This is a genomic window from Acidimicrobiia bacterium (genome assembly GCA_036271555.1).
In the GTDB taxonomy this organism is placed as follows: Bacteria; Actinomycetota; Acidimicrobiia; order IMCC26256; family PALSA-610; genus DATBAK01.
In genome coordinates this window covers 1-20,913 of the sequence record DATBAK010000036.1, presented here as the reverse complement: position 1 = coordinate 20,913, position 20,913 = coordinate 1, and the positions used below count along the sequence as shown (strand labels likewise).

The following is a 20,913-nucleotide window of genomic DNA, read 5'->3' as shown; positions in this document are numbered from 1 at the left end:
TTCGACGGAGAACGAGGGCCGAGGCCGCTCCGTGGAGGACGTCCGCCGGTCGCTGCTCGACTCCGGACTGCGCGTCGTCACCGAGTCGCTGCCCGAGCTGCGCTCGGTGACGATCGGCGCGTGGGTCGGCACCGGCTCGCGCGACGAGACCGACGCGCAGTCGGGCGCGAGCCACTTCCTCGAGCACCTGCTGTTCAAGGGCACGCCCGAGAAGTCGGCGCGCGAGATCGCGGAGGCGGTCGAGTCCGTCGGTGGCGAGATGAACGCGTTCACCGGGCAGGAGGAGACCGTCTTCTACGTGCGCGTTCCCGACGCGCACCTCGCGCTCGCCGTCGAGATCCTCACCGACGTGTTGTGGCGACCGGCGTTCCGTCCCGACGAGGTCGACTCGGAACGGCAGGTCATCCTCGAGGAGATCGGGATGCGTGACGACACGCCCGACGACCTCGTGCACGATCTGTTCGCCGGCGCGCTGTTCCCGCAGCACGCGCTGGGCCGCTCGGTGCTCGGCACCGACTCGAGCATCGAAGCCATGCCGCGCGACGACATCGCCTCGTACCACGCCGCGCACTACCGGCCCACGAACATCGTGTTGGCCGCGGCCGGCAACCTCACGCACGACGGCTTGATCGATCTGCTGTCGTCGCGCCTCGACGGCCTCGAAGGCGATCGCCCCGAGCGCGATTCCGATTCGTTCGGCGAGCCCCGTTCGGTCGCCGTGATCGAGCGCCCGACCGAGCAGGCGCACGTCGTCGTCGGTCTGCGCTCGGTGTCGCACCTCGATCCCGACCGTTACGCGTTGACGGTGCTGAACCAGGCGCTCGGCGGAGGCATGTCGTCGCGTCTGTTCCAGGAGGTGCGCGAGGAGCGCGGCCTCGCGTACTCCGTCTACTCCTACCGCGGCGCGTTCGCCGACACGGGCATGCTCGCGATCTACGCGGGCACGTCGCCCGAGCGCGTGCACGAGACGCTCGCGGTGATCGACGGCGAGCTCGACAGGCTGTCGAGTGAGCGCAGCCTGCCGGCGCGTGAGCTCGACGCCGCGAAGGGCCATCTGAAAGGCGCGATCGCGATGTCGCTCGAGACGTCGTCGTCGCGGATGCGGCGGCTCGGGCGCGCCGAGCTCATCGAGCACGAGATCCCGACGCTCGACGAGATCGTCCGTCGCATCGACGCGGTCACGGGCGACGACATCGAGCGCGTGATCGACCGCGTCATCGCCGACCGCCCCCGCACCCTCGCGACCGTCGGCCCGTTCTCCGAATCCGACTTCGAGACCTGACCGCGTCTCGACCTCGTCTGGTCATACGTCTGCTTCGTATCTGAAGCGCACGCATGAGCAGGAAGCGCGGCGCGAGGCGCGGGCCTAGAGTTCGGCGCGTGATCAAGGTCGGGGTGTTCGGCGCGGGTGGGCGCATGGGCGCGACCGTGTGCGCGGCGGTGCACGCGGACCCCGAGCTCGAGCTCGTCGCCGCGGTCGACCCGCACCACGCGGGCATCGACCTCGGTCAGGTCGGTGTGCACGGCACCGGCGTGCAGATGTCCGGCGGCACGCAGGCGCTGCTCGACACGGGTGCCGACGTCGCGGTCGACTTCACTGTGATCGACGCCGCGCGCGAGAACCTGCGCTTCTGCGCGCAGCACGGTGTGCACGCGGTCGTCGGCACGACCGGTTTCACCGACACGGAGCTGCTCGACCTCGGCAAGCTCTTCGACGAGAGCGCCGCGAACGCCGTGATCGCGCCGAACTTCGCGATCGGCGCCGTGCTGATGATGCGCTTCTCCGAGCTCGCGGCGCCCTACTTCGAAACCGCCGAGATCATCGAGCTGCACCACGACGCGAAGATCGACGCGCCGTCGGGCACCGCGGTGCTCACCGCGAAGCGACTCGCGGCGGCGTCGAAGGACTGGGCCGACGACCCGACGACGAAGCTCGTCGCCGAGGGCGCGCGTGGCGCGACCGTCGACGGCATCCCGGTGCACTCGGTGCGGATGCGGGGCATGGTCGCGCACCAAGAAGTCGTGCTCGGCACGACCGGTCAGAGCCTCATTCTTCGGCACGACGCGTACGACCGCTCGTCGTTCATGCCCGGCGTGCTGCTCGCGGTGAAGCACATCGCGGCGCGGCCCGGCCTCACGATCGGGCTCGAGGGGATCCTCGGAGTGTGAGCGCGGCGGCGAGCTGCGCGGGATCGGTCACGACCTCGTAGCCGTCGCGCGCTCGTAGCCAGTCGCGGTTGGCGATGTGCAACTCGTCGCGCGCGTCGAAGCGGTTGAGCGCGACGATCGGTGTCCAGTTTCCGAGCGCCGCGACCGTCAGCCGCACGGCGTTGATGGTGCCGAGCCCGGCGTCGGCGACGATGACGACCACGTCGGCTGCGAGCGCGTGCGCGAGCGCAACCGTGTCGCCGTCCTCCGCGATGGGCGATCGCGCGCCGCCCGCCCCCTCGACGAACAGGATCGCGTCGTCGGCACCCGTGCCGGCGCGTACCTCGACCGCGAGCTCGGCGATCGTGAACGACGGAAGCCCGAGCGCGTCCGCGGCCATCGGCGGCGCGACCGCCTTGGGCAGCCAGCGCGGGCGTGGGCACACCGTCTCCGGCAACTCGCCGGTCGCGCGCGCGAGCACGTCGGCGTCGGTGGGATGCGCGTCGGCGGGATCGAACGACTGCACCGGCTTGCGCGCGACGACCGAGCGACCGTCGGCGCGCAGCGCGTCGATCGTCGCCGCGGTGAACCAGGTCTTGCCGACCTCGGTGCCGGTCCCCGTGACGACGACGATCATCGAGTCGTCGCGTGCACGTCGAGCGGCGCGAGGTCGGCGAGCGCGGCGATCAACGCGTCGATCTGCGCGTCCGTGTGCGCGGCCGAGAGCGCGACGCGCAGGCGCGCGGTGCCGGGCGCGACCGTCGGCGGGCGGATTGCGGGCACGAGCAGGCCGCGCGCGAGCAAGGCGTTCGCCGCATCGACCGCGGCGCGCTCCTCGCCACACAGGATCGGCACGATCGGCGACGGATGACCGGCGCGCACGCGCTCCACGTGCGCGCGAAGTCTCGCTACGAGCGCCTCGCCTTCCGAGCTCGTGAGCACGCGCACCGCGGCGAGCGCGGCCGCGGTGTCGGCGGGTGTGCTCGCGGTCGTGAAGATGTAGGAGCGGGCGCGGTTCACGATGAGCGCGGCGAGCGCCTCCGACGCGACGACGAATCCACCGAGCGATCCGAGCGTCTTCGAGAGCGTGCCGACGCGCACCGCGTCGACGCCGTCGAATCCGGACGCCGGATACTCCGGGCCGAGAACTGCGTGGGCCTCGTCGAGCACGAGCAGCGCGCGGTGCCGCGCCACGACCGCCGCCAACCCGTCGAGATCCGCAATGTCGCCGTCCATCGAGAACACCGTGTCGGAGACGACGAGCGCGCGCGGTTGCTCCCGTCGAGCGAGCAACCGGTCGAGGTGTTCGACATCGCCGTGGCGATATACCGCGGTCGACGCGCGCGACAACCGACAACCGTCGATGATCGACGCGTGGTTGAGCTCGTCGGAGCAGACGAGCACATCGGGCGCACCGAGGGTCGTGAGCACGCCGAGGTTCGCGGCGAAACCGGTGGGGAAGAGCACCGCGCGATCCGCGCCCTTCCAATCCGCGAGCGCGCGCTCGAGCTCGTCGTGGATCGGCCGCGCGCCGACGATCAGTCGCGCCGATCCGGAACCCGCGCCCCACCGGTCGAGCGCCGTGTGCGCGGCGGCGACGACGTCGGGATGCTGCGTGAGTCCGAGGTAGTCGTTCGAAGCGAACGACACGACCGGCGCGCCCGCAGGCCCGATCGTTCCCGTCGGTCCACCGCCGTCGAAGGACCGTGGCTCGCGCCACTGGCCCGCGTCGCGGATCGCCGCGCCTTCACGCTCGGCCCACGCCGACCACGTGCTCATGCGGCTTCGATCTCCGGCGCTCGATCCGAACGGTTCGGCGTCGTACCCGTCGTGACCGCGCCTGCGGTCTGCGCCGGGCTGCTCACGCCGTCACCTCGTCGACGGCCGCGCCCACGGCGTCGACGATGCGGTGGATCTCGGGTGCGGTGATGGTCAACGGCGGGACCATGATCACGACGTCGCCGATCGGTCGCACGAGCACGCCGCGCGCCACGGTCGCCGCGGTCACGCGCCGGCCCCAGCGCAGGCCCGCATCGGGCGGCGCGAGCTCGACGCCGGCCATCAAGCCTCTGGCTCGCACCTCGCGCACGTGCGGGTGCGCGTCGAAGCGCGCGTGCAGGAGCGCCGCGAGCTGTTCGCCGCGCGCGACGACGTTCGTCAGCACGTCGTCCTTCTGCAGGATCTCGAGGTGCCGGCGCGCGACCGCGGCTGCGAGCGCGTTCCCGCCGTAGGAATGGCCGTGGTAGAAGGTCCGCTCGCCGAGATCGTCGCCGAGGAACGCGTCGTACACGCGCCGGTTCGCGACCGTCGCCGACATCGCCAGGTAACCACCGGTGATGCCCTTCGCGATGCAGAGCACGTCCGGTCGGAGCCCGCACTGCTCGGATGCGAACAACGTTCCGGTGCGCCCGAACCCGGTGGCGACCTCGTCGCACACGAGCAGCACGTCGTGCTCCGCGCACGCGGCGCCGAGCGCGCGCAGCCCGTCGGGGTCGCCGAGCAGGATGCCGGCCGCGCCCTGCACCATCGGCTCGACGACGACCGCCGCGAGCTGGTGCGCGTGCGCGGCGACGAGCTCGACCGCTCGCGTGAAGCACGCCGGATCGTCGAACGCGGGCGCGCGCAGCACCGCGAATCGCAGCGGGTCGTAGAGGTCGGTACCGAAGCCGCCCGCGCCGAGCGACAGCGAGCCGATCGTGTCGCCGTGGTACGCGCCGCCGAACACGAGATAGCGGGTGCGACCCGAGACGCCGATGTTCGCCCAGTACTGGAACGCGATCTTGAGTGCCTGCTCGACCGCGGCCGCGCCGTCGGACGCGAAGAGGAAGTGCGGATCGTCGACGGGCACCACCGGCGCGAGCGCCTCCGCGAGCTCGATGACCGCACGGTTGCCGTTTCCGAGCATCGTCGTGTGCGCGACCTTGTCGAGCTGCTCGCGGAGTGCGTCGTCGAGGTCGGGATGATGGTGGCCGAGCGTCGTCACCCAGACCGACGAGATCGCGTCGAGGTAGCGGCGGCCGTCGACGTCGATGAGCTCGTGGCCTTCGGCGCGGTCGACGACGATGGGGGAGTTGTCCGCGTACGCAGACATCTGCGTGAAGCCGTGCCACACGACCGCGGCGTCCCGAGCGATCCATTCTTCGGACGTGGTCACGAGCCGATCCTACGGAACAACGTGCCGCCCGATCCGGGTCAGAATGTCGGCGTGAGTCCCGAGGCCGCCGGCCCTGTCGCCGAGCCCGCCGACCCGCTGGGCGCGCGCCAGCGCCTGCTCGCCTCGACCTTCACGTGCGTCGCGCGCTTCGGGCTCGCGAAGACGACGATCGACGACGTCGTGAAGGAGTCGGGCGTGTCGCGCGCCACGATCTACCGGCAGTTCCCCGGTGGGCGCGACGAGCTGCTGCGCGAGACCGTCGGCTGGGAGATCGGCCGGTACTTCATCCGCCTCGCCGATCACGTGCAGGACGCGGCCGACCTAGCCGGCCTGCTCGAGGACGGTCTCGTGTTCGCGCGCCGCACGCTCCTCGAGCACGAGCTGTTGCAGAAGATCCTCGTGACCGAGCCGGAGCGTCTGCTCGGTCTGCTGAGCACCGAGGCGACGAAGACGCTGCCGTTCATCGCCGACTTCCTCTTGCCCTACCTCGCGCGTGAGCAGCGCGCGGGTCGACTGCGTGATGGTGTCGACCTCGATCGCGCGGCCGACTATCTCGCGCGCGCCGTGCTCTCGCTCATCGGCGCGCCGGGACGATTCGACCTCGAGGATCCCGCGCAGGTCGTGGCGCTCGTGCGACGCGAGCTGCTCGGTGGAATCCTGCGCGACTAGCTGAAGATGCGTTCGGTGAGCGTGTAGTAGTAGCTGCCCGTGTTCTTCGCGCTCGCGTCGCGCACGATGATGAGGTACGTGCCCGTCGTCGGCAGCAAGCAGCGCTCGTCGGTTGCGCTGTGGTCGCACCGACCGGACACGAAGTCGCCGCCGCTCGGCACGTACATGTCGAACGCGGGCGTCAACGAACCACTGGTCGTCTTCACGGTGAGGTGAGCACCGGTGTTGCCGGTGCCGGCGAAGAGGTAGCAGTTCTCGGCGCCCGGGAACGAGATCGTCGCCGGGTGCTGATCACCGTGGTTGCCGTACTGGACGGTCGTGCAGTTCTGCGGTGCCGCGAGGTCCTGCACGTAGATCGTGTAATTGCCGGTGGCCGTGCCGTTCACGTCGGACACGTACACGGTGTGCGTGCCGTCGCTCGAGAGGCGGCAGCTCTGCTCGGTGACCGTCGAGGTCGCGCAGAAGCTCGTGCCGTTGGGCTTGAACACCTCGGTGTTCGCGACGAGCGCGCCACTCGTCGTCGCGACCGTGACGCGCATGCGGTGACCGTGCACGCCGGTGAAGTGGTAGCAGTCGGTCTGGCCTGCGCTCGTGATCGAGGACTGCACGGCCTTGCCGAGCTTGAGCGTCGTGCAGCCGACGCTGCGGGTCAGCTGCGCGTACAACGCGAACGAACCGGCGTTGGGTCCGGCCGCGTCTTCGACGAAGAGCGTCTCGTTCCCGCCCGACAGCAGTCGGCAGTTCTGCTCGAGCGTCGCGTCCGGGCCGCACTGCGTGTTGCCCTTCGCGTTCAGCTCTTCGAGTTGCGGCACGAGCGAACCGCTCGTCGCGACCGCGCGCGTGACGAGATGCGAGCCCGCGGGTGCCTTGAAGGTGAAGCACGACATCGCGCCGGCGACGATCGTGCCCGTGTTCGGCGGGTTGGCGAAGCCGAGGCTCGCGCAGTTGACCGGTAGGTGCGTGAGCTGGATCTGCACCGTGTAGCTGCCGGTGTTCGCCGCCGCCTGGATCGCGATCGTTTGGAGGCCCTTCGACGAGGCCTTGCACGTCTGGTCCGCGTTGGTCGAAGGGCCGCAGATCGCGCCGCCGCTCGGGCCGTCGACCGCGGTGCTCGGAACGAGCCCGCCGCCGGTGCCGACGACACGGACGCGCATCGCCTGACCCTTCTTGGCGAAGTACTGGTAGCAGTCGACCTGACCGGCCGACGCGATCGAGCCGGCCGTCGGCGGGTCGCCGAGCCCGATGAACGCAGTGTTCGTACAGCTCGTCGCGGCTGCCGCGGCGCCTGCCGAGGCGACGACGACCGCCGGCGCCAGCGCGATCACGGCGCCCAGCGCCATCGCGACGATCCGGAATCGCACCCGCGGCGTCATGCTCACACCCGCCATCTGACCGTGCCCCCTGCCCGCGAACCGCTGTGGCCCCGCCACTGTACGTCGCAGGAGTCGACGCCAGCAACGGTCACGAAAGGTCTCGCCCCGGCCGAGAACTGTGACGCGTGACACAATGTGTCACATGACAAACCAGACCTGCGGGACGAGAATGAGGGCATGGCGCAGCACCTCTCGATCCCGGCTCTGGCGAAACGTGTGACCGACGAATCATCGGCCTACCAGTTCTTGGAAGAGCTTCGGTGGGGCGACTCGCCGGTGTGCCCTCACTGTGATTCGACGGTGGTTGTGTTCCTCACGCCTCGCAGTGGGACCGGGACGCGCGCCACGCGGACCGGCGCGCAGTCGCCGCGGCGAGTCTGGAAGTGCAAGAACCGCGAGTGCCGCAAGCAGTTCTCGGCGCTCACCGGGACGATCTTCCACGGTTCCAAGATCCCGGTTCGGTCGTGGCTGTTCGTGCTGTTCGAGATGTGCGCCAGCAAGAACGGCGTCTCGGCCCGTGAGGTGCAGCGCAAGTACGACCTGACGCCGAAGTCGGCGTGGTTCATGACCATGCGGATTCGTGAGGCCATGAAGCGCAACCCCACTGCGACGCGCATGGTTGGCACGATCGAAGCCGACGAGGCCTACATCGGCGGCAAGGCCCGCGCTGCTCGCGGCACGCTCAGCAAGGACGCGAGGCCGTCGCCGCGCATCAAGCCCGAGAAGACTCCGGTGCTGACGTTGGTGAACCGTGAGACGGGCGAAGCGCGGACCCGAGTCATGGCGCGCGTCACCAGCGACAACCTCTACTCCGCGATCAACCACCAGGTGAACCCGGACGGCTCGCGGCTCATGACCGACGAGTCCAAGCTCTACGACAACATCGGGAACCAGTTCACTGGCGGGCACGACGCGGTGTGGCACGCGGGCGGTGAGTACGTCCGCGGTGACGTGACCAGCAACCGCGCGGAGAACTACTTCTCGCAACTGAAGCGGTCGCTTGATGGAACGCACCACCGGATCAGCGCGGAACACCTGGACCGCTACCTGGCCGAGTTCGACTTCCGATTCAGCACGCGGAAGCTGGGTAGTGGCTCAGTTTGATCAAACTGAGCCACTACCGGAAGCTGAGCGACACTCAGCGGATGAACCGGCTCATGGGCCAGACCGCGGGCCGGCGACTGAGCTACCGGCCGCTCACCGGACGGTAGACACCGACGCGACGCGCGGGAAGACTGCCGCTTCATGTCAGATGACGACGCGATCGTTTCTGTCGGCGTTGGTCTCGCCACGCGAGGCCGCAAATCCCGCTCCAGGCGAGTGGAAAACCGAGTGCGGGGATCGCAGCCGCGCCCGGTAGTCCGCCGCCAGCCGTGTACGGCCCGAAGAACAATCCGATCGCCAATCCGACCGGCGCGCTGAGCGCGACGCCCAAGAGCCAGGCGCGCCTCAGATCTCGCGCTGACCATGAGCCGAGCATGAGCGACAAGCCGGGCTCGGCGGTGTCCCGGTCGTTGGAATCGTCGGCGCTCATTCCCACGGCCCAATTATCGGGCCTGACGGCTCGTGACCTGAGCGTCAGTCGAGCAGCTCCTCTGGAAGACGGACCACGGAGCCTTCGCGAGACCCGCACCCCCCAGGGGCCTACGCTCGGGCCGTGGACCCCAAGCGCGACATGGACGAACGGGTCAACAGCGAAGCCGACCCCATCGACTTGATCCGCGCGTTCCTGCACATGGCACCGCGCGACGAGTCGGACGACTGCGACGACGAAGACGGCGGCGAGGTAAACATCGAGCCCGCCTAACCATCCCGACACTGCGAGCAGTCGGCGCGTTGATAGAGCACCCGATCGCGGGCGCGCTCAAGCACTGTTGAGGCGTCCGCAGCGGCTTCGAAGAGCTCGGAAAGGGCGGCTCGCCAAGCGGTCACGCCGTGACCTTCGGTCATCTCCGTGAACGCCTGGTCTAGTTTCGCCTTGATCGCTTCAAACTGATCGTCAGTGAGCGCGCCGTCGGAAAGCGGAACATGCGCCGTTCCTCGCGTAGATCCGCACCCATGTCGCGGCTCGGATGCCACCAGCGCGGGAGCGCGTCCTCGCGCTCCCGACCGCTCTCGGCGAAGATGGCCTTCTTCGCGCTGGCGAGTAGGACATTTCGCAGATCGGCCGCGTGCAGCGGCGGCTGATCGAGCCCGTGGACGACGATCGCGTCGTCGAAGTTCTTCGTCCATACGTCCTCAGCGATTTTCTCCCGAGCCGAAGCGTCCCGGTAAGCCTTGATTTCTTCGGCGCAGTCAGCGAAGTGGGCTTCGAACGCTTCGCGCAGTACGAAGCGATCCGGTTCCCCATAGCGCGGTACGGCGCCGCGCTCGATCGAGGCCTTCAGTGTGTCGACGCTCGCACGGAGGTTCGTTTCGTGCAGGTCGTGAACCGGGCGCTTGTCGAGTCGCTCATGAAGTGACTGCACGGTCGCTGCATGGCTGGCCACAACCTCGTCATGCTTGGTCTTCAGGTAGTCGTGCCGTTCCTTCAAGTCGTCGTGAGCGACGTGTTCCTCACGCCACGCGCGGAACTGAGCGACGAACAGTCCGAGCACGAGTAGCGCCGCGATCGCCCACCACGGCCATCGCTTGACGACGCCAACAGCGTTCAGCCCGAAGGCGAGGCCAAGGCCTGTACCCCAGGTCACTAGGACCGAGGTCCAGTGTCGCCGTACCGCCGTCCAGTAAAGCGACACCTTGGAGCCCACGAACAGAGCGTACTCATCCGTGGTTTGTCAAGTCACACGTTGTGACGCGTGACACAACGAGTCACTTGCCAAACCCATGGGTGTGGCATATACTTGGTTCATGGCCCAGCGCACCTCAATCCCCGCCCTTCAGAAGCGCCTCACCAGCGAGGCCGCTGCGTACGAATACATGGAGGAGCTGCGGTGGCCGAAGGGCCCCGTCTGCCCGCACTGCCAGTCCACGGCGAAGCACTACTTCCTGACGCCGAAGGCTGAGGCGGGGCGCACCACCCGACGCGGGAAGGTCAGCGAACGGCGGGTCTGGAAGTGCAAGGCGTGCCGTCGCCAGTTCACGGTCACGGTCGGGACGATCTTCCACGGGTCCAAGATCCCGCTCACCACTTGGCTGTTCGTGGTCTTCGAGATCGTGTCGTCCAAGAACGGCGTCGCCGCGCGAGAGATTCAGCGCAAGTACGACCTCATGCCCAAGACGGCCTGGTTCATGATGCACCGCATCCGCGAGGCGATGAAGCGCGACCCGAAGGGCGTCGCGATGATGGTCGGCACGATCGAAGCCGACGAGGCCTACATCGGCGGCAAGTCGCGTGCGATCCGCGGAACGCTCAGCCCGGACGCGAAGCCGTCCAAGCGCATCATCCCCGAGAAGACTCCGGTGCTGACACTCGTCAACCGCGAGACGGGCGAGGCGCGGTCGAAGGTCATGGCGAAGATCACCAGCGAAAACCTCTACAACGCGATCGCGCGCCAAGTCGACGTACGCGACTCGCGACTCATGACCGACGAGTCGAACCGCTACAACTTCATCGGCAACCAGTTCGGCGGCGGACACGACGCCGTGTACCACGCTGGCGGCGAGTACGTCCGTGGCGACATCACCAGCAACCGCGCCGAGAACTACTTTTCGCAGCTGAAGCGGTCGCTCGACGGAACGCACCACCGGATCAGCGCGGAGCACCTCGACCGCTACCTCGCGGAGTTCGACTTCCGGTTCTCCACTCGGAAGCTCAGCGATACTCAGCGCATGGCGCGGCTCATGGGCCAGACGGGCCGGCGACTCTCTTACCGGCCGCTCATCAACGGCCGATAGGAAGCCGTGATCGGCATTCTCGTCGGCGCCGCGCTGATAGCCCTCGTGGTAGCGCGCTCCCTCGCGGCACCCAAAGAGCGGCGGGGCGTCGAATTCCGGGTCGGCCTGCCAATGGTCCTGGTCGGCGGAACGCTCATCGCTGCGCAGATCAACGAGGACCTCACCGCCGTACTGTTTCTGTGCGCACTCGTTGCTGCGATGGTGAACGCGGTCGTCTCGGATCGGCGGCGGCGACGACGCTCGTCCAGTGGGGCGTAGCCTTGAAGCCGTGGATCCCAAGCAAGACATCAACGAGACGATCAACATCGAAGGCGATCCCGAAGACGTGATGCGCGTGCTGCTCGGCGTCGGCGACGACTCCGAAGACGACAGCGACGGCGGCGAGTAGCTCACGCTTCCTCATCAGGCTCGGCTAGCCCCAGCTCTAGCCGTCCGATCGCTCTATCGCACTCTTGCTTGAACGCGATGGCGCGGATCGCGGGCATCCGGCTCTGGCTATCTGACCGGCCGTCCAGCAGCTTGATTGTGCTGCGGAAGCTGTCGAGGAATCTCATTCCGACAGGCGCGCAGTCACGGACTTCCTTCTCCAGCGCTTCGTAAAGCCGGTCGGGTGCGGTCGGAGTCAGGTTGGCCGTCCCTGACATCTTGTCGAAGTTCTCACGGAACACACGCAGGCGCGCTAGGAGCGCGCTCACGTCTCGACGCCAGTCCTCGTCTTGCTCGGGCCACTGTCCATCGGCAAGTCGGACCTGACGGTTGCCCAGGAGCGTGAGCCGTAACTCGATCGGTACGTCGAGTGGCCGATGCCTGCGCGAGGTGAAGCGCACAGAAAGTCGCTTGACCTCTCCGGGCACCAACCGACGTTCGGGAATCGGAAGCCAGGCGTGCCCCAGCTCCTTCGATTTCGACCCTGACGCGATCGCATCCCAATGCACGTCGTCTCGCAAATCAAGGTCGTCGACCCAACTGGCGCTGAACCAGTCCGTATGGCCGTCGTTGGTGACCTGAAAGGCGCATACGCCCAGGACATTCCAAGGCGTGAAGCTCAGTTCGACCTGATCGTCCGGCGGTTGGCGAGTGACGCTCGCCTGGTCGTCGCTGTAAATCTGATACGCCCCGATCGAGAAGCACGCGACGAGCAGCACGAAGGCCAGGCCCGCGAGCGTGAGTGTTCCGCTGAGCAGGTGGTGCCCTCCGTGGCTAATCACCACTGGGGGCGCCAAGACAATTCCGACAAGAAACAGCAGCAGGAGCACCCTGCCCATGCCATCGAGAACCTGGGCGAGCCACGACCAGCCGGTCCGCACCGATCTACCTACGAACCGTGCCCAACCCACGCCGGAGTAGGGTAGCCGGGTTGGGTGTGGCAAGTGACTCGTTGTGACGCGTGACACATTGACGGTGAGACGAAACGAGGCTTACCGTCTCAGAGAGTTGGCCGCAGCTGCGGCCGGCCTGGGCTCGGAGGATTGCCGCCCGTGCAGGAACCGCTGGTCGCCGTGCCGCCGATCGAACCGGTCGGGCTGGACGGCGCCGCGGGGCCGGCCGCGACCCGCTTGGTCGACGCCGCCCTGGCCTGTATCGCGCGCGTCGGCGTCTCCAAGAGCACGCTCGACGACGTCGCCCGCGAGGCCGGCGTCTCTCGCGCCACCCTCTACCGGTACTTCCCCGGCAAGCCCGCGCTGCTCGGCGCGGTCGTCGCACGTGAAGCCGCGACGCTCTCGGCCGCGCTCGACCACGCGGCCGCATCGGCAACGACGCTGTCCGATGCGGTCGTCGCAATGGTGCTCGAAGCGCAACGCTGGCTCACCGCCCACGACGCACTGAACTTCGTCCTGCTCGCGGAGCCCGAGCTGCTGTTGCCCCACCTCGCGTTCGACGGCGCCGACCGCGTCCTCGACGCCGGTGCGCGGGTCGTCGCACCCGCGCTCGCGCGCTTCCTCGACTCCGACGACGCCGCGCGCGCGGCCGAATGGCTGGCGCGCATCCTCCTCTCGTATCTCTGTAGCCCGACCGACACCGTCGAGCTGTCCGATCCCAACTCCGTCCGCGCGCTCGTCGACGACTTCGTCGTCCCCGGGCTCACCACCGTCTCGTCCCAGGGAGTGACACCATGAGCGACTTCACCGATCTGATCGGCCGCGAGGACATCAACGATCTCGAGGCGATCCTTTCGATCACCAACGAGGACGTCGACGCCGTCGTCCACGAGGTGACCTCCTCTCCCGAGACGATCTTCACGTGGGACTACGAGCGCAGCCGTCCCGCACTCGTGAAGCTCTACGAGAAGGCGAAGACGTCGCAGTGGAACGGCGAGACCGACCTGCCGTGGGACACCGACGTCGACCAGGAGAAGGTCGTCCTCGCCAACGCGACCGCGCAGGCGGGGGCCGACGGCATGTTCGGCGCCGGCCTCGACCTGAGCGGCACGCCGTTCGCGAAGTGGGGCGACAAGGAGTGGATCGAGTTCGGCGTCGAGTCGCAGAACTGGACGCTTTCGCAGTTCATGCACGGCGAGCAGGGCGCGCTGATCTGCACCGCGCGCGTCGTCGAGACCGTGCCGTGGATCGACGCCAAGTACTACGGCGCGACGCAGGTGATGGACGAGGCCCGTCACGTCGAGGTGTTCGCGAAGTACCTCGACACGAAGCTGTCGGGTCACTACCCGATCAACGCGCACTTGCGGATGCTGCTCGACGACATCATTCGCGACCCGCGCTGGGACATGACGTACCTCGGCATGCAGATCATGGTCGAGGGCCTCGCGCTCGCAGCCTTCGGTTTCATGCACCAGATGACGACCGAGCCGTTGCTGAAGAAGCTGCTCCGCTACGTGATGAGCGACGAAGCGCGCCACGTCGCGTTCGGCGTGCTCTCGCTGAAGGAGTACTACGCGGGCCTCGGGGCGAGCGAGATCCGTGAGCGCCAGGAGTTCGCGTTCGAGGCCGCGGTGCGCATGCGCGACCGGTTCCTCCAGCAGGAGGTGTGGGACCGCATGGGCGTCGACGTGAAGATGGCGACGAAGCTCGTGATGCAGGCGCCCGACCGTGCGGTGTTCCAGTCGTTGCTCTTCTCGAAGATCGTGCCGAACTGCAAGAAGCTCGGTCTGCTCGACGCCGGCGACGGCTGGCTGCGCGAGCGCTTCACCGAGCTCGGCGTCATCCAGTTCGAGGACTGGACCGACACCGGTGAGGAGTACGCCATGCTCGACGAGGTCGCGAAGGACCGCGCCGTCGCCTGATCCTCCGCAGGCGACCGCTCGACGCGACGCGCGCCCGTCAGCCGGGCGCGCGTCGTCGCGTTCACGCGGCGTTCGGGCGCGTCAGTCGCCGCGCAGCTGGGCGCGCATCTCCGCGAGGATCGGGTTGACGGCCGCGGCATCGATGCCGAGCCACGCGCACGCGGGGCCGACGTCGTCGAACGCGATGAGCCGCATGCCGGACTGGCGGTTGCCGCGCTCGAACTCGCGGGCTTCGTCGAAGTGCATTCCGGCGATCGCGGCGCTCTTCATGCCGACGAGCTGCTTCGCGTGCGCCTGGTTGATCTCGTAGACCTCCTGGCGGTGCTCGGCCGTGAGCAGGTGCGAGTCCGCGGTGCGGAGATCAGTGAGGCTCAGGCGCCCCGCCGGCCACGCGGGATCCGCAAAGAGCTCGCGTACCTCCTGGATCCATTCCTCGCCGGTGATCACTCCGTCGAACACCGTCACGGTCAGCCCCAAGACCGGATCGAGGCGGTACGCGATTCCCATCCATGCTCCCCATCTCGCGCCCGCGAGCACATCATGGCATCGCCTCGCGGCGCGACCACGCGTTTCTCGTGCGGCAGGAGGAGGTGTGTCGTGCGCGGTAGCGTCAACGTTCAATGAGCGATCCTGCCGTCCGCATCGTCTTCCTCGGCGGTTTGGGTGAGATCGGGCGCAACTGCCTGTGTCTCGAGGTCGAGGATCGCATCCTGCTCGTCGACTGCGGCTTGATGTTCCCCGACGAGAACATGCCGGGTGTTGACCTCGTGTTGCCCGACTTCTCGTACGTGCGTGACAACGCGGACCGCGTCGAAGGCGTCTTCATCACGCACGCGCACGAGGACCACGCCGGCGGGCTCGCGTTCTTGCTGCGCGACATGGAGCTCACGATCTACGGATCGCAGCTGTCGCTCGCGATGGCGCGCAATCGCATCGAGGAATCGGGGCTGATCGACCGCGCGACGTTCGTGCCCGTCTTCGACGGCGAGCGCCGGTCGATCGGGCCGTTCGACTGCCAGTTCGTGCCCGTCACGCACTCGGTTCCGCACGGCTTCGCGACGGCGTTCTTCACGCCCGTAGGGACGATCGTGCACACCGGCGACTTCAAGCTCGACCTCACGCCGGTCGACGGCCGGCACACGAACCTGGCGTTGCTCGGTGAGATCGCGCGCCGCAACGGCGGCGTGCGGCTCCTGCTGTCGGACTCGACGAACGCGGAGCGCCCGGGCTTCACCGCGTCGGAGTCGACCGTCGGCGAGGCGATGCGCGCGCTCGTGCGCGAGCACGCGGACCGTCGTCTGATCGTCGCCTGCTTTGCGTCGCACCTGCACCGGATCGAGCAGGTCGCGAACGCGGCGATCGGGGGTGGACGCAAGCTTGCGTTCCTCGGCCGCTCGATGGTGCACAACGTCGCGATGGCGCGTGAGCTCGGGCTGCTCGACGTGCCCGCGCACGCGATCGTCGACATCGAGGAGACGAGCCGCTACGCGCCGGGCGAGCTGTGCATCATCTGCACGGGCTCGCAGGGCGAGCCGATGAGCGCGCTGTCGTTGATGGCGGCGCACGAGCACAAGTACGTGAAGGTCTCCGACGACGACGTCGTCGTGCTCTCGGCCCACGCGATTCCGGGCAACGAGGCGAACGTCTCGCGTGTGATCGACGCGCTGCACCGCGCGGGCGCCGACGTCGTGCACGACGGCAACGCGCGCGTCCACGTGTCGGGCCACGCCTCGCAGGAAGAGCTGAAGTTCGTGCTCAGCCTGCTGTCGCCCGAGTGGTTCGTGCCCGTCCATGGCGAGTACCGGCACCTCGTGCACCACGCGCGTCTCGCGCGCGCGGTCGGCGTGCGGCCCGAGCGCGTGCTGATCTGCGAGGACGGCGACCTCGTGACGCTCGGGCCGAGCGGTGTCGACGTCGAACGGCGCGCGGTTCCCGCGGGCTACTCCTACGTCGACGGCATCGTCGGCGACGTCGGTCACGGGGTACTGCGCGATCGGCGCGCGCTGTCGGAGGAAGGCGTCGTCGTCGTCATCGTCACGGTCGACGCGCAGACCGGCAAGGTGCTGACCGGTCCCGAGATCGTCACGCGCGGCTGGGTGTACGCGCCCGAGGCCGAAGAGCTGCTCGAAGAGGCGAAGCAGGTCGTCGCCGACGCGCTGAACGAGCTCGATCCCGAAGCGCCGAAAGACTTCGAGACCGTGCGCCGCCACGCGCGCAAGTCGCTCGGTCGCTTCATCGCGGAGCGCACGCGGCGGCGGCCGATCGTCATCCCGGTGGTGATGGAGGCCTGAGCGCGTGAGTGGCGGGGGATCCGAATACACGATCGACCTCGTCGGGCGTACCGCGCTCGTCACCGGGGGCGGCAACGGCGTGGGCGCGGAGATCGTGTCGGCGTTCGTGCGCGCGGGCGCGTCGGTGTGGGTCAACGACATCTACGAAGAGCGCGCGCTCGCGGTCGCGGAGGCTGCGAAAGGGCCAGGGAGCGCGCGCCCCGTGAAGGCCGACGTCACGAGCCCGGTCAAGGTGCTGCGCATGCGCGAGGAGACGGGTCCCGTCGACATCCTCGTCAACAACGCGGGCATCCCCACAAGCGGTTTCGCGCTGAAGAAGTTCATCGAGACCAGTCCCGACGACTGGGAGACCGACATGCGCCTCAACCTCGGCGCGGTGTTGCACGTCACCCACGCGTACGTCGGCGACATGGCGCGCAACGGTTGGGGTCGCGTCGTCACGATCGTGTCCGACGCGGGGCGGCGCGGCGAGCGCATGCAGGTGATCTACGGATCCGCGAAGGCCGGCGCGATGGGCTTCAGTCGCGGGCTCGCCGCGGAGGTCGGCGCGTCGGGAGTGACGGTCAACTGCGTCGCGCTCGGCGCGATGAAGACCGGTCCGCTCGCGGCCGCGCTCGAGTCGCAGCCCGATCTCGAGGCCCGTCTCGCGCGGCCGTACCTCGTGCCGCGCGTCGGCGACCCGGGCGATCCGACCGCGCTCGTCACGCTCCTGTGTAGCGACGCGGCCTCGTGGATCACCGGGCACGTCTATCCGGTCGACGGGGGCTACGTCCCGACGTTGTAGCGGCACGCCCGCGCGACCTCGCCGACTCCCATCCCGCGTCTCGGAGCGGCGACAGTCCGCGGGCCGGGTTTCCCGGCCCGCAGCGAGCGCGACGAGAAAGCACTGTTGTCCATGTGGCCGGTGTTACGGTGCTCGGATGGCCACGACGACCACTCGTCGGCCGGCGTCCAGCCGCCGCGCCCCGGCCAAGCGGGGGCGGGGACGGGGGCGGACGGCCCGCCGGAAGCTGCGGCGCGAGCCGCGCTTCGCGGCCTTGCGTGAGGCGCTCTCGACCCAGCTCGAGAGCCACAAGAGTGACGCGCTCGCGGTCGCGCTCGCGGCCGTGGGGATCCTCTGCGGGCTCGCGATCTGCTTCCACTTCGCGGGGCCCTTCGGCCGCGCGCTCGACACCGGCGCGGGCGCGGTGCTCGGCGACGGTCGCTTCCTCCTTCCGATCGCGTTGATCGGCGGCGCGGCCGCGCTGGTCGCGCGCTCGTACGTCGACGAGGACGACGAGGAGCCCGAGCGGCGCGGCGTGCGCGTCGGTATCGGTCTCGTCGCGGTGGTGCTCGCGGCGGTCGGCGTGCTCGACCTGCTCGCGGGTCGTCCCGACTCGCAGAGCTTCACGCGCCTGCGTCATGCCGGGGGCGTGTTGGGCGCGCTCGTCGCCGGTCCGCTCGCAGCCGCGCTCGGACCCTTCGGCGCGGGTGTCGTGCTCGTCGCGTTGTTCGTGTTCGGCTTCCTGCTCGTCGCACACATCGGACTGCGCGACGCGCTCGGCGGCGTCGCCGCGCTCGGCCGTCTGGCGCGCTCCGGATTCAAGGAGCTGTTCGAGCTCACGCAGCGCGAAGACGTGACCGTCGACGAAGACGGCGATGCCGCGGTCGCGTCCGTCGGTTCGGACGCTTCGCTCGAAGCGCCCGCGCATTTGAGCCCTGCTCCGTTCGTCCAGTCGGCCGCGAACAAGCGCGCCGTGCTCTTCGACCAGTCGCTCCTCGAGGACGAAGAAGAGGAAGAGGACGAAGAAGAGGAAGAAGACGAGGAGTACGAGCTCGACGAGGAAGCCGAAGAGGACGAGGAATACGAGGACGAAGACGAGGAGTACGAAGAAGAGGAAGAAGAAGAGGACGAGGACGAGGAGGAAGAGGAGGAAGCCGAGGTCGACCTCCGGCCCGTCGCGCGCCGCGAGAAGCGCGTGTGGAAGCTTCCGCCCGCCAACATCCTCAAGCGGGGCTCCGGCAAGCAGATCGACTCCCGCCTCATCGATGCCGGCGGCGAGATCCTCGAAGCGACGATGCACGAGTTCGGTGTCGACGCGCGCCTCATCGGCGCGACCGTCGGGCCGACCGTCACCCGCTACGAGCTCGAGCTCGCGCCCGGTGTGAAGGTCAGCCGCGTCACCGGTCTCAGCAAGGAGATCGCGTACGCGATGGCGAGTCAGGACGTGCGGATCCTGGCTCCGATCCCGGGCCGCAGCGCGATCGGCGTCGAGGTGCCGAACCGCATGCGCCCGGTGGTGACGCTCGGCGACATCCTCGCGACCGACGAGGCGAAGCGTGCGGTGCACCCCCTCGAGGTCGGGATGGGTCGCGACATCGCGGGCAAGTCGGTGCTCGCGAACCTCGCGACGTTCCCGCACGTGCTGATCGCCGGCGCGACCGGCGCGGGCAAGTCGAGCTGCATCAACAGCATCGTCACGTCGATCCTGATGCGAGCGACACCCGATCAGGTGCGCCTCATCCTCGTCGACCCGAAGCGCGTCGAGCTCGGTCAGTACAACGGCCTGCCGCACCTGCTCACCGAGGTCGTCGTCAAGCCCAAGCTCGCGGCGAACGCGCTCGAGTGGGCGGTGCGCGAGATGGACATGCGCTACGACCTCCTCGCCGAGGTCGGTGTGCGCGACATCACCGGCTACAACTCGATGTTCGATCGCGGTGAGCTGCCGACCGAGGAAGATCCCGACCCGCTCGATGGCGAGAAGACCTACGAGCGGTTGCCGTTCATCCTCATCGTCGTCGACGAGCTCAACGACCTCATGATGGTCGCGGCGCGCGACGTCGAGCAGAGCATCTGCCGCATCGCGCAGATGGCGCGCGCCGTCGGCATCCACCTCGTGATCGCGACGCAGCGGCCGTCGGTCGACGTGATCACCGGCGTGATCAAGGCGAACATTCCGAGCCGCCTCGCGTTCGCAGTGAGCAGCCTCGCCGACTCGCGCGTCATCCTCGACCAGCCCGGCGCCGAGAAGCTCGTCGGCAAGGGCGACATGCTGCTGCTCGCGGCGTCGTCGAGCCGGACCGAGCGGATTCAAGGGTCCTGGGTCGACGAGGAATGCGTGCGCAAGGTCGTCGCCCACTGGCGGCGCCAGGCGACCGACGGCGACTACATCGACGGCGTGCAGGGTGCGGAGGGTGGCAGCACCTCGCGTGCGGACGCGGTCGACGACGAGGGCGACGAGCTGCTCGACGAGGCGATGGAGCTCGTCGTCACCAGCGGTCTCGGCTCGACGAGCATGCTGCAGCGCAAGCTGCGCGTCGGCTTCGCGCGCGCGGGTCGGATCATGGACCTGCTCGAGCGGCGCGGCATCGTCGGCCCGTCGGAAGGGTCGAAGGCGCGCTCGGTGCTCATGACGGCGGACGAGCTCGAAGAGATGAAATCGCGCGTTTGATCGGGTTGTGCAGCACGGGCACGCTCGTGTGCGCGTGATCTGGTTCGAGGTCGGCCACACGCTCGAGGCCGTCGAAGCACCAACGCAGCCACGCGGTCGACTCGACGTCCCAGTCGTCGAGCATCACCGATCCGCACGGCACGCCTTGCGCGCGGATCAGACCTTCGACGCCGAGATGGATGCCGTCGTACGCCTGCGCGATTGCGTCCCAATCGGCGAACTCACTGCGGAGCCACGCGTAGTCCTGAGCGCTCGTGATCTCGAAGACGCGTGCGGCGGGACTCGGCGTCAGTCGCCATACGGATTGCGTCTCCGTCGGCGGGGGCCCGTCGGCACCCTCGCGCAACCGCGGCCACCACGCGCTCGTGCCATCGTCGAGCGCGGACGACGTCCAGATCTCGTTCGGAGGTTTGTCGTAGTGGCGCGGTGACGGGTTGGCCGGTTGCGGGATCGCATCCGGCGCGCCGATCCAGAGCTGCGCTCGGTCGAGCGCACGCGACGACCACCAGCGCGCGGCCTCACTCGAGAGCACCGCGTCGGACAACGCGGTGACGACCTCGAGCGTGGTGACCTCGTCCCACGGGAAGCCGCGCGCCGGTGGGTCACGGAACTTGGCCGACGACGCTTCGGCGGCGCCGGCCGTGACGCACTCGTAGAGAGCGGTCTCGGTGATCGCGTCGATCGCCGCCGTCGTGACCCCGCGTTCGACGAGCGCATCCAGGACGTAGTTGCCGACCGGCGTCGACAGGAGCGAGTCGATCGTCACGAG

General features: G+C 68.6%; 20 protein-coding genes. 12 read left to right on the top strand and 8 right to left on the bottom strand.

The features are described from left to right. The first annotated feature begins 31 nt into the window (after positions 1-31). Both VH914_09740 and dapB read left to right on the top strand, forming a co-directional pair. Positions 32-1,282 carry a pitrilysin family protein gene (locus VH914_09740; protein HEX4491473.1) on the top strand — a complete coding sequence of 417 codons (1,251 nt, stop codon included), beginning with the start codon at positions 32-34 and terminating at the stop codon, positions 1,280-1,282. Positions 1,283-1,380: 98 nt separating this feature from the next. Next, a complete protein-coding gene (dapB, locus tag VH914_09735; protein HEX4491472.1) occupies positions 1,381-2,169 on the top strand; it encodes a 4-hydroxy-tetrahydrodipicolinate reductase in 789 nt (262 codons plus the stop codon). On the opposite strand, the gene VH914_09730 is transcribed toward dapB, so the two are convergent. The 3 genes from VH914_09730 to bioA form a co-directional block, all read right to left on the bottom strand. Next, a complete protein-coding gene (locus VH914_09730; GenBank protein ID HEX4491471.1) occupies positions 2,135-2,785 on the bottom strand; it encodes a dethiobiotin synthase in 651 nt (216 codons plus the stop codon). The two genes, dapB and VH914_09730, sit on opposite strands and share 35 nt — an antisense overlap. Continuing rightward, complete coding sequence (locus VH914_09725) at positions 2,782-3,927, bottom strand: 8-amino-7-oxononanoate synthase (GenBank protein HEX4491470.1); 1,146 nt, start codon at positions 3,925-3,927, stop codon at positions 2,782-2,784. The genes VH914_09730 and VH914_09725 overlap by 4 nt, the downstream gene beginning before the upstream one ends. A gap of 82 nt (positions 3,928-4,009) precedes the next feature. Further along, positions 4,010-5,302 (bottom strand): adenosylmethionine--8-amino-7-oxononanoate transaminase, encoded by a 1,293-nt coding sequence (gene bioA, locus VH914_09720; protein ID HEX4491469.1) that lies wholly within the window; start codon positions 5,300-5,302, stop codon positions 4,010-4,012. A gap of 51 nt (positions 5,303-5,353) precedes the next feature. On the opposite strand from bioA, the gene VH914_09715 reads away from it, so the two are divergent. Beyond that, positions 5,354-5,971, top strand: a complete 618-nt coding sequence (locus VH914_09715; protein ID HEX4491468.1) for a TetR/AcrR family transcriptional regulator — start codon at positions 5,354-5,356, stop codon at positions 5,969-5,971. Here the strand turns inward: VH914_09715 and VH914_09710 are convergent. Continuing rightward, positions 5,968-7,350, bottom strand: a complete 1,383-nt coding sequence (locus VH914_09710) for a hypothetical protein (GenBank protein HEX4491467.1) — start codon at positions 7,348-7,350, stop codon at positions 5,968-5,970. The genes VH914_09715 and VH914_09710 overlap by 4 nt on opposite strands. A 171-nt stretch (positions 7,351-7,521) precedes the next feature. Between VH914_09710 and VH914_09705 the strand changes: the two genes are divergently transcribed. Both VH914_09705 and VH914_09700 read left to right on the top strand, forming a co-directional pair. After that, a complete protein-coding gene (locus VH914_09705; protein HEX4491466.1) occupies positions 7,522-8,448 on the top strand; it encodes an IS1595 family transposase in 927 nt (308 codons plus the stop codon). 553 nt (positions 8,449-9,001) lie between these two features. Continuing rightward, a complete protein-coding gene (locus tag VH914_09700; protein HEX4491465.1) occupies positions 9,002-9,151 on the top strand; it encodes a hypothetical protein in 150 nt (49 codons plus the stop codon). A gap of 160 nt (positions 9,152-9,311) precedes the next feature. Here VH914_09700 and VH914_09695 read toward each other — a convergent pair whose 3' ends face one another. Then, positions 9,312-10,094, bottom strand: a complete 783-nt coding sequence (locus tag VH914_09695; protein HEX4491464.1) for a hypothetical protein — start codon at positions 10,092-10,094, stop codon at positions 9,312-9,314. 100 nt (positions 10,095-10,194) lie between these two features. Between VH914_09695 and VH914_09690 the strand changes: the two genes are divergently transcribed. After that, positions 10,195-11,181 (top strand): IS1595 family transposase, encoded by a 987-nt coding sequence (locus VH914_09690; protein ID HEX4491463.1) that lies wholly within the window; start codon positions 10,195-10,197, stop codon positions 11,179-11,181. A 6-nt stretch (positions 11,182-11,187) separates the two neighbouring features. Further along, positions 11,188-11,439 (top strand): hypothetical protein, encoded by a 252-nt coding sequence (locus tag VH914_09685; protein ID HEX4491462.1) that lies wholly within the window; start codon positions 11,188-11,190, stop codon positions 11,437-11,439. Between the two features lie 131 nt (positions 11,440-11,570). Here VH914_09685 and VH914_09680 read toward each other — a convergent pair whose 3' ends face one another. Continuing rightward, positions 11,571-12,488: a hypothetical protein gene (locus tag VH914_09680; GenBank protein HEX4491461.1), complete on the bottom strand. Its 918-nt coding sequence runs from the start codon at positions 12,486-12,488 to the stop codon at positions 11,571-11,573. Between the two features lie 171 nt (positions 12,489-12,659). Here VH914_09680 and VH914_09675 point away from each other — a divergent pair, with 171 nt between their 5' ends. Together VH914_09675 and VH914_09670 are read left to right on the top strand one after the other, a co-directional pair. Then, positions 12,660-13,298: a TetR/AcrR family transcriptional regulator gene (locus tag VH914_09675; protein ID HEX4491460.1), complete on the top strand. Its 639-nt coding sequence runs from the start codon at positions 12,660-12,662 to the stop codon at positions 13,296-13,298. Then, positions 13,295-14,422: a ferritin-like domain-containing protein gene (locus tag VH914_09670; protein ID HEX4491459.1), complete on the top strand. Its 1,128-nt coding sequence runs from the start codon at positions 13,295-13,297 to the stop codon at positions 14,420-14,422. Before VH914_09675 ends, VH914_09670 begins: the two co-directional genes overlap by 4 nt. Before the next feature lie 81 nt (positions 14,423-14,503). Here the strand turns inward: VH914_09670 and VH914_09665 are convergent, their stop codons facing one another. Then, positions 14,504-14,929 carry a hypothetical protein gene (locus VH914_09665; GenBank protein ID HEX4491458.1) on the bottom strand — a complete coding sequence of 142 codons (426 nt, stop codon included), beginning with the start codon at positions 14,927-14,929 and terminating at the stop codon, positions 14,504-14,506. 113 nt (positions 14,930-15,042) lie between these two features. Here VH914_09665 and VH914_09660 point away from each other — a divergent pair, with 113 nt between their 5' ends. The 3 genes from VH914_09660 (at position 15,043) to VH914_09650 (ending at position 20,144) form a co-directional block, all read left to right on the top strand. After that, on the top strand, positions 15,043-16,713 hold the full coding sequence (locus tag VH914_09660; GenBank protein ID HEX4491457.1) for a ribonuclease J: 1,671 nt from the start codon (positions 15,043-15,045) through the stop codon (positions 16,711-16,713). Positions 16,714-16,717: 4 nt separating this feature from the next. Further along, positions 16,718-17,497: an SDR family oxidoreductase gene (locus tag VH914_09655; protein HEX4491456.1), complete on the top strand. Its 780-nt coding sequence runs from the start codon at positions 16,718-16,720 to the stop codon at positions 17,495-17,497. Positions 17,498-17,750: 253 nt separating this feature from the next. Then, a complete protein-coding gene (locus tag VH914_09650; protein ID HEX4491455.1) occupies positions 17,751-20,144 on the top strand; it encodes a DNA translocase FtsK 4TM domain-containing protein in 2,394 nt (797 codons plus the stop codon). On the opposite strand, the gene VH914_09645 is transcribed toward VH914_09650, so the two are convergent. Then, a partial coding sequence (locus tag VH914_09645; GenBank protein HEX4491454.1) for a hypothetical protein occupies positions 20,101-20,913 on the bottom strand: 813 nt, incomplete at its 5' end. The genes VH914_09650 and VH914_09645 overlap by 44 nt on opposite strands.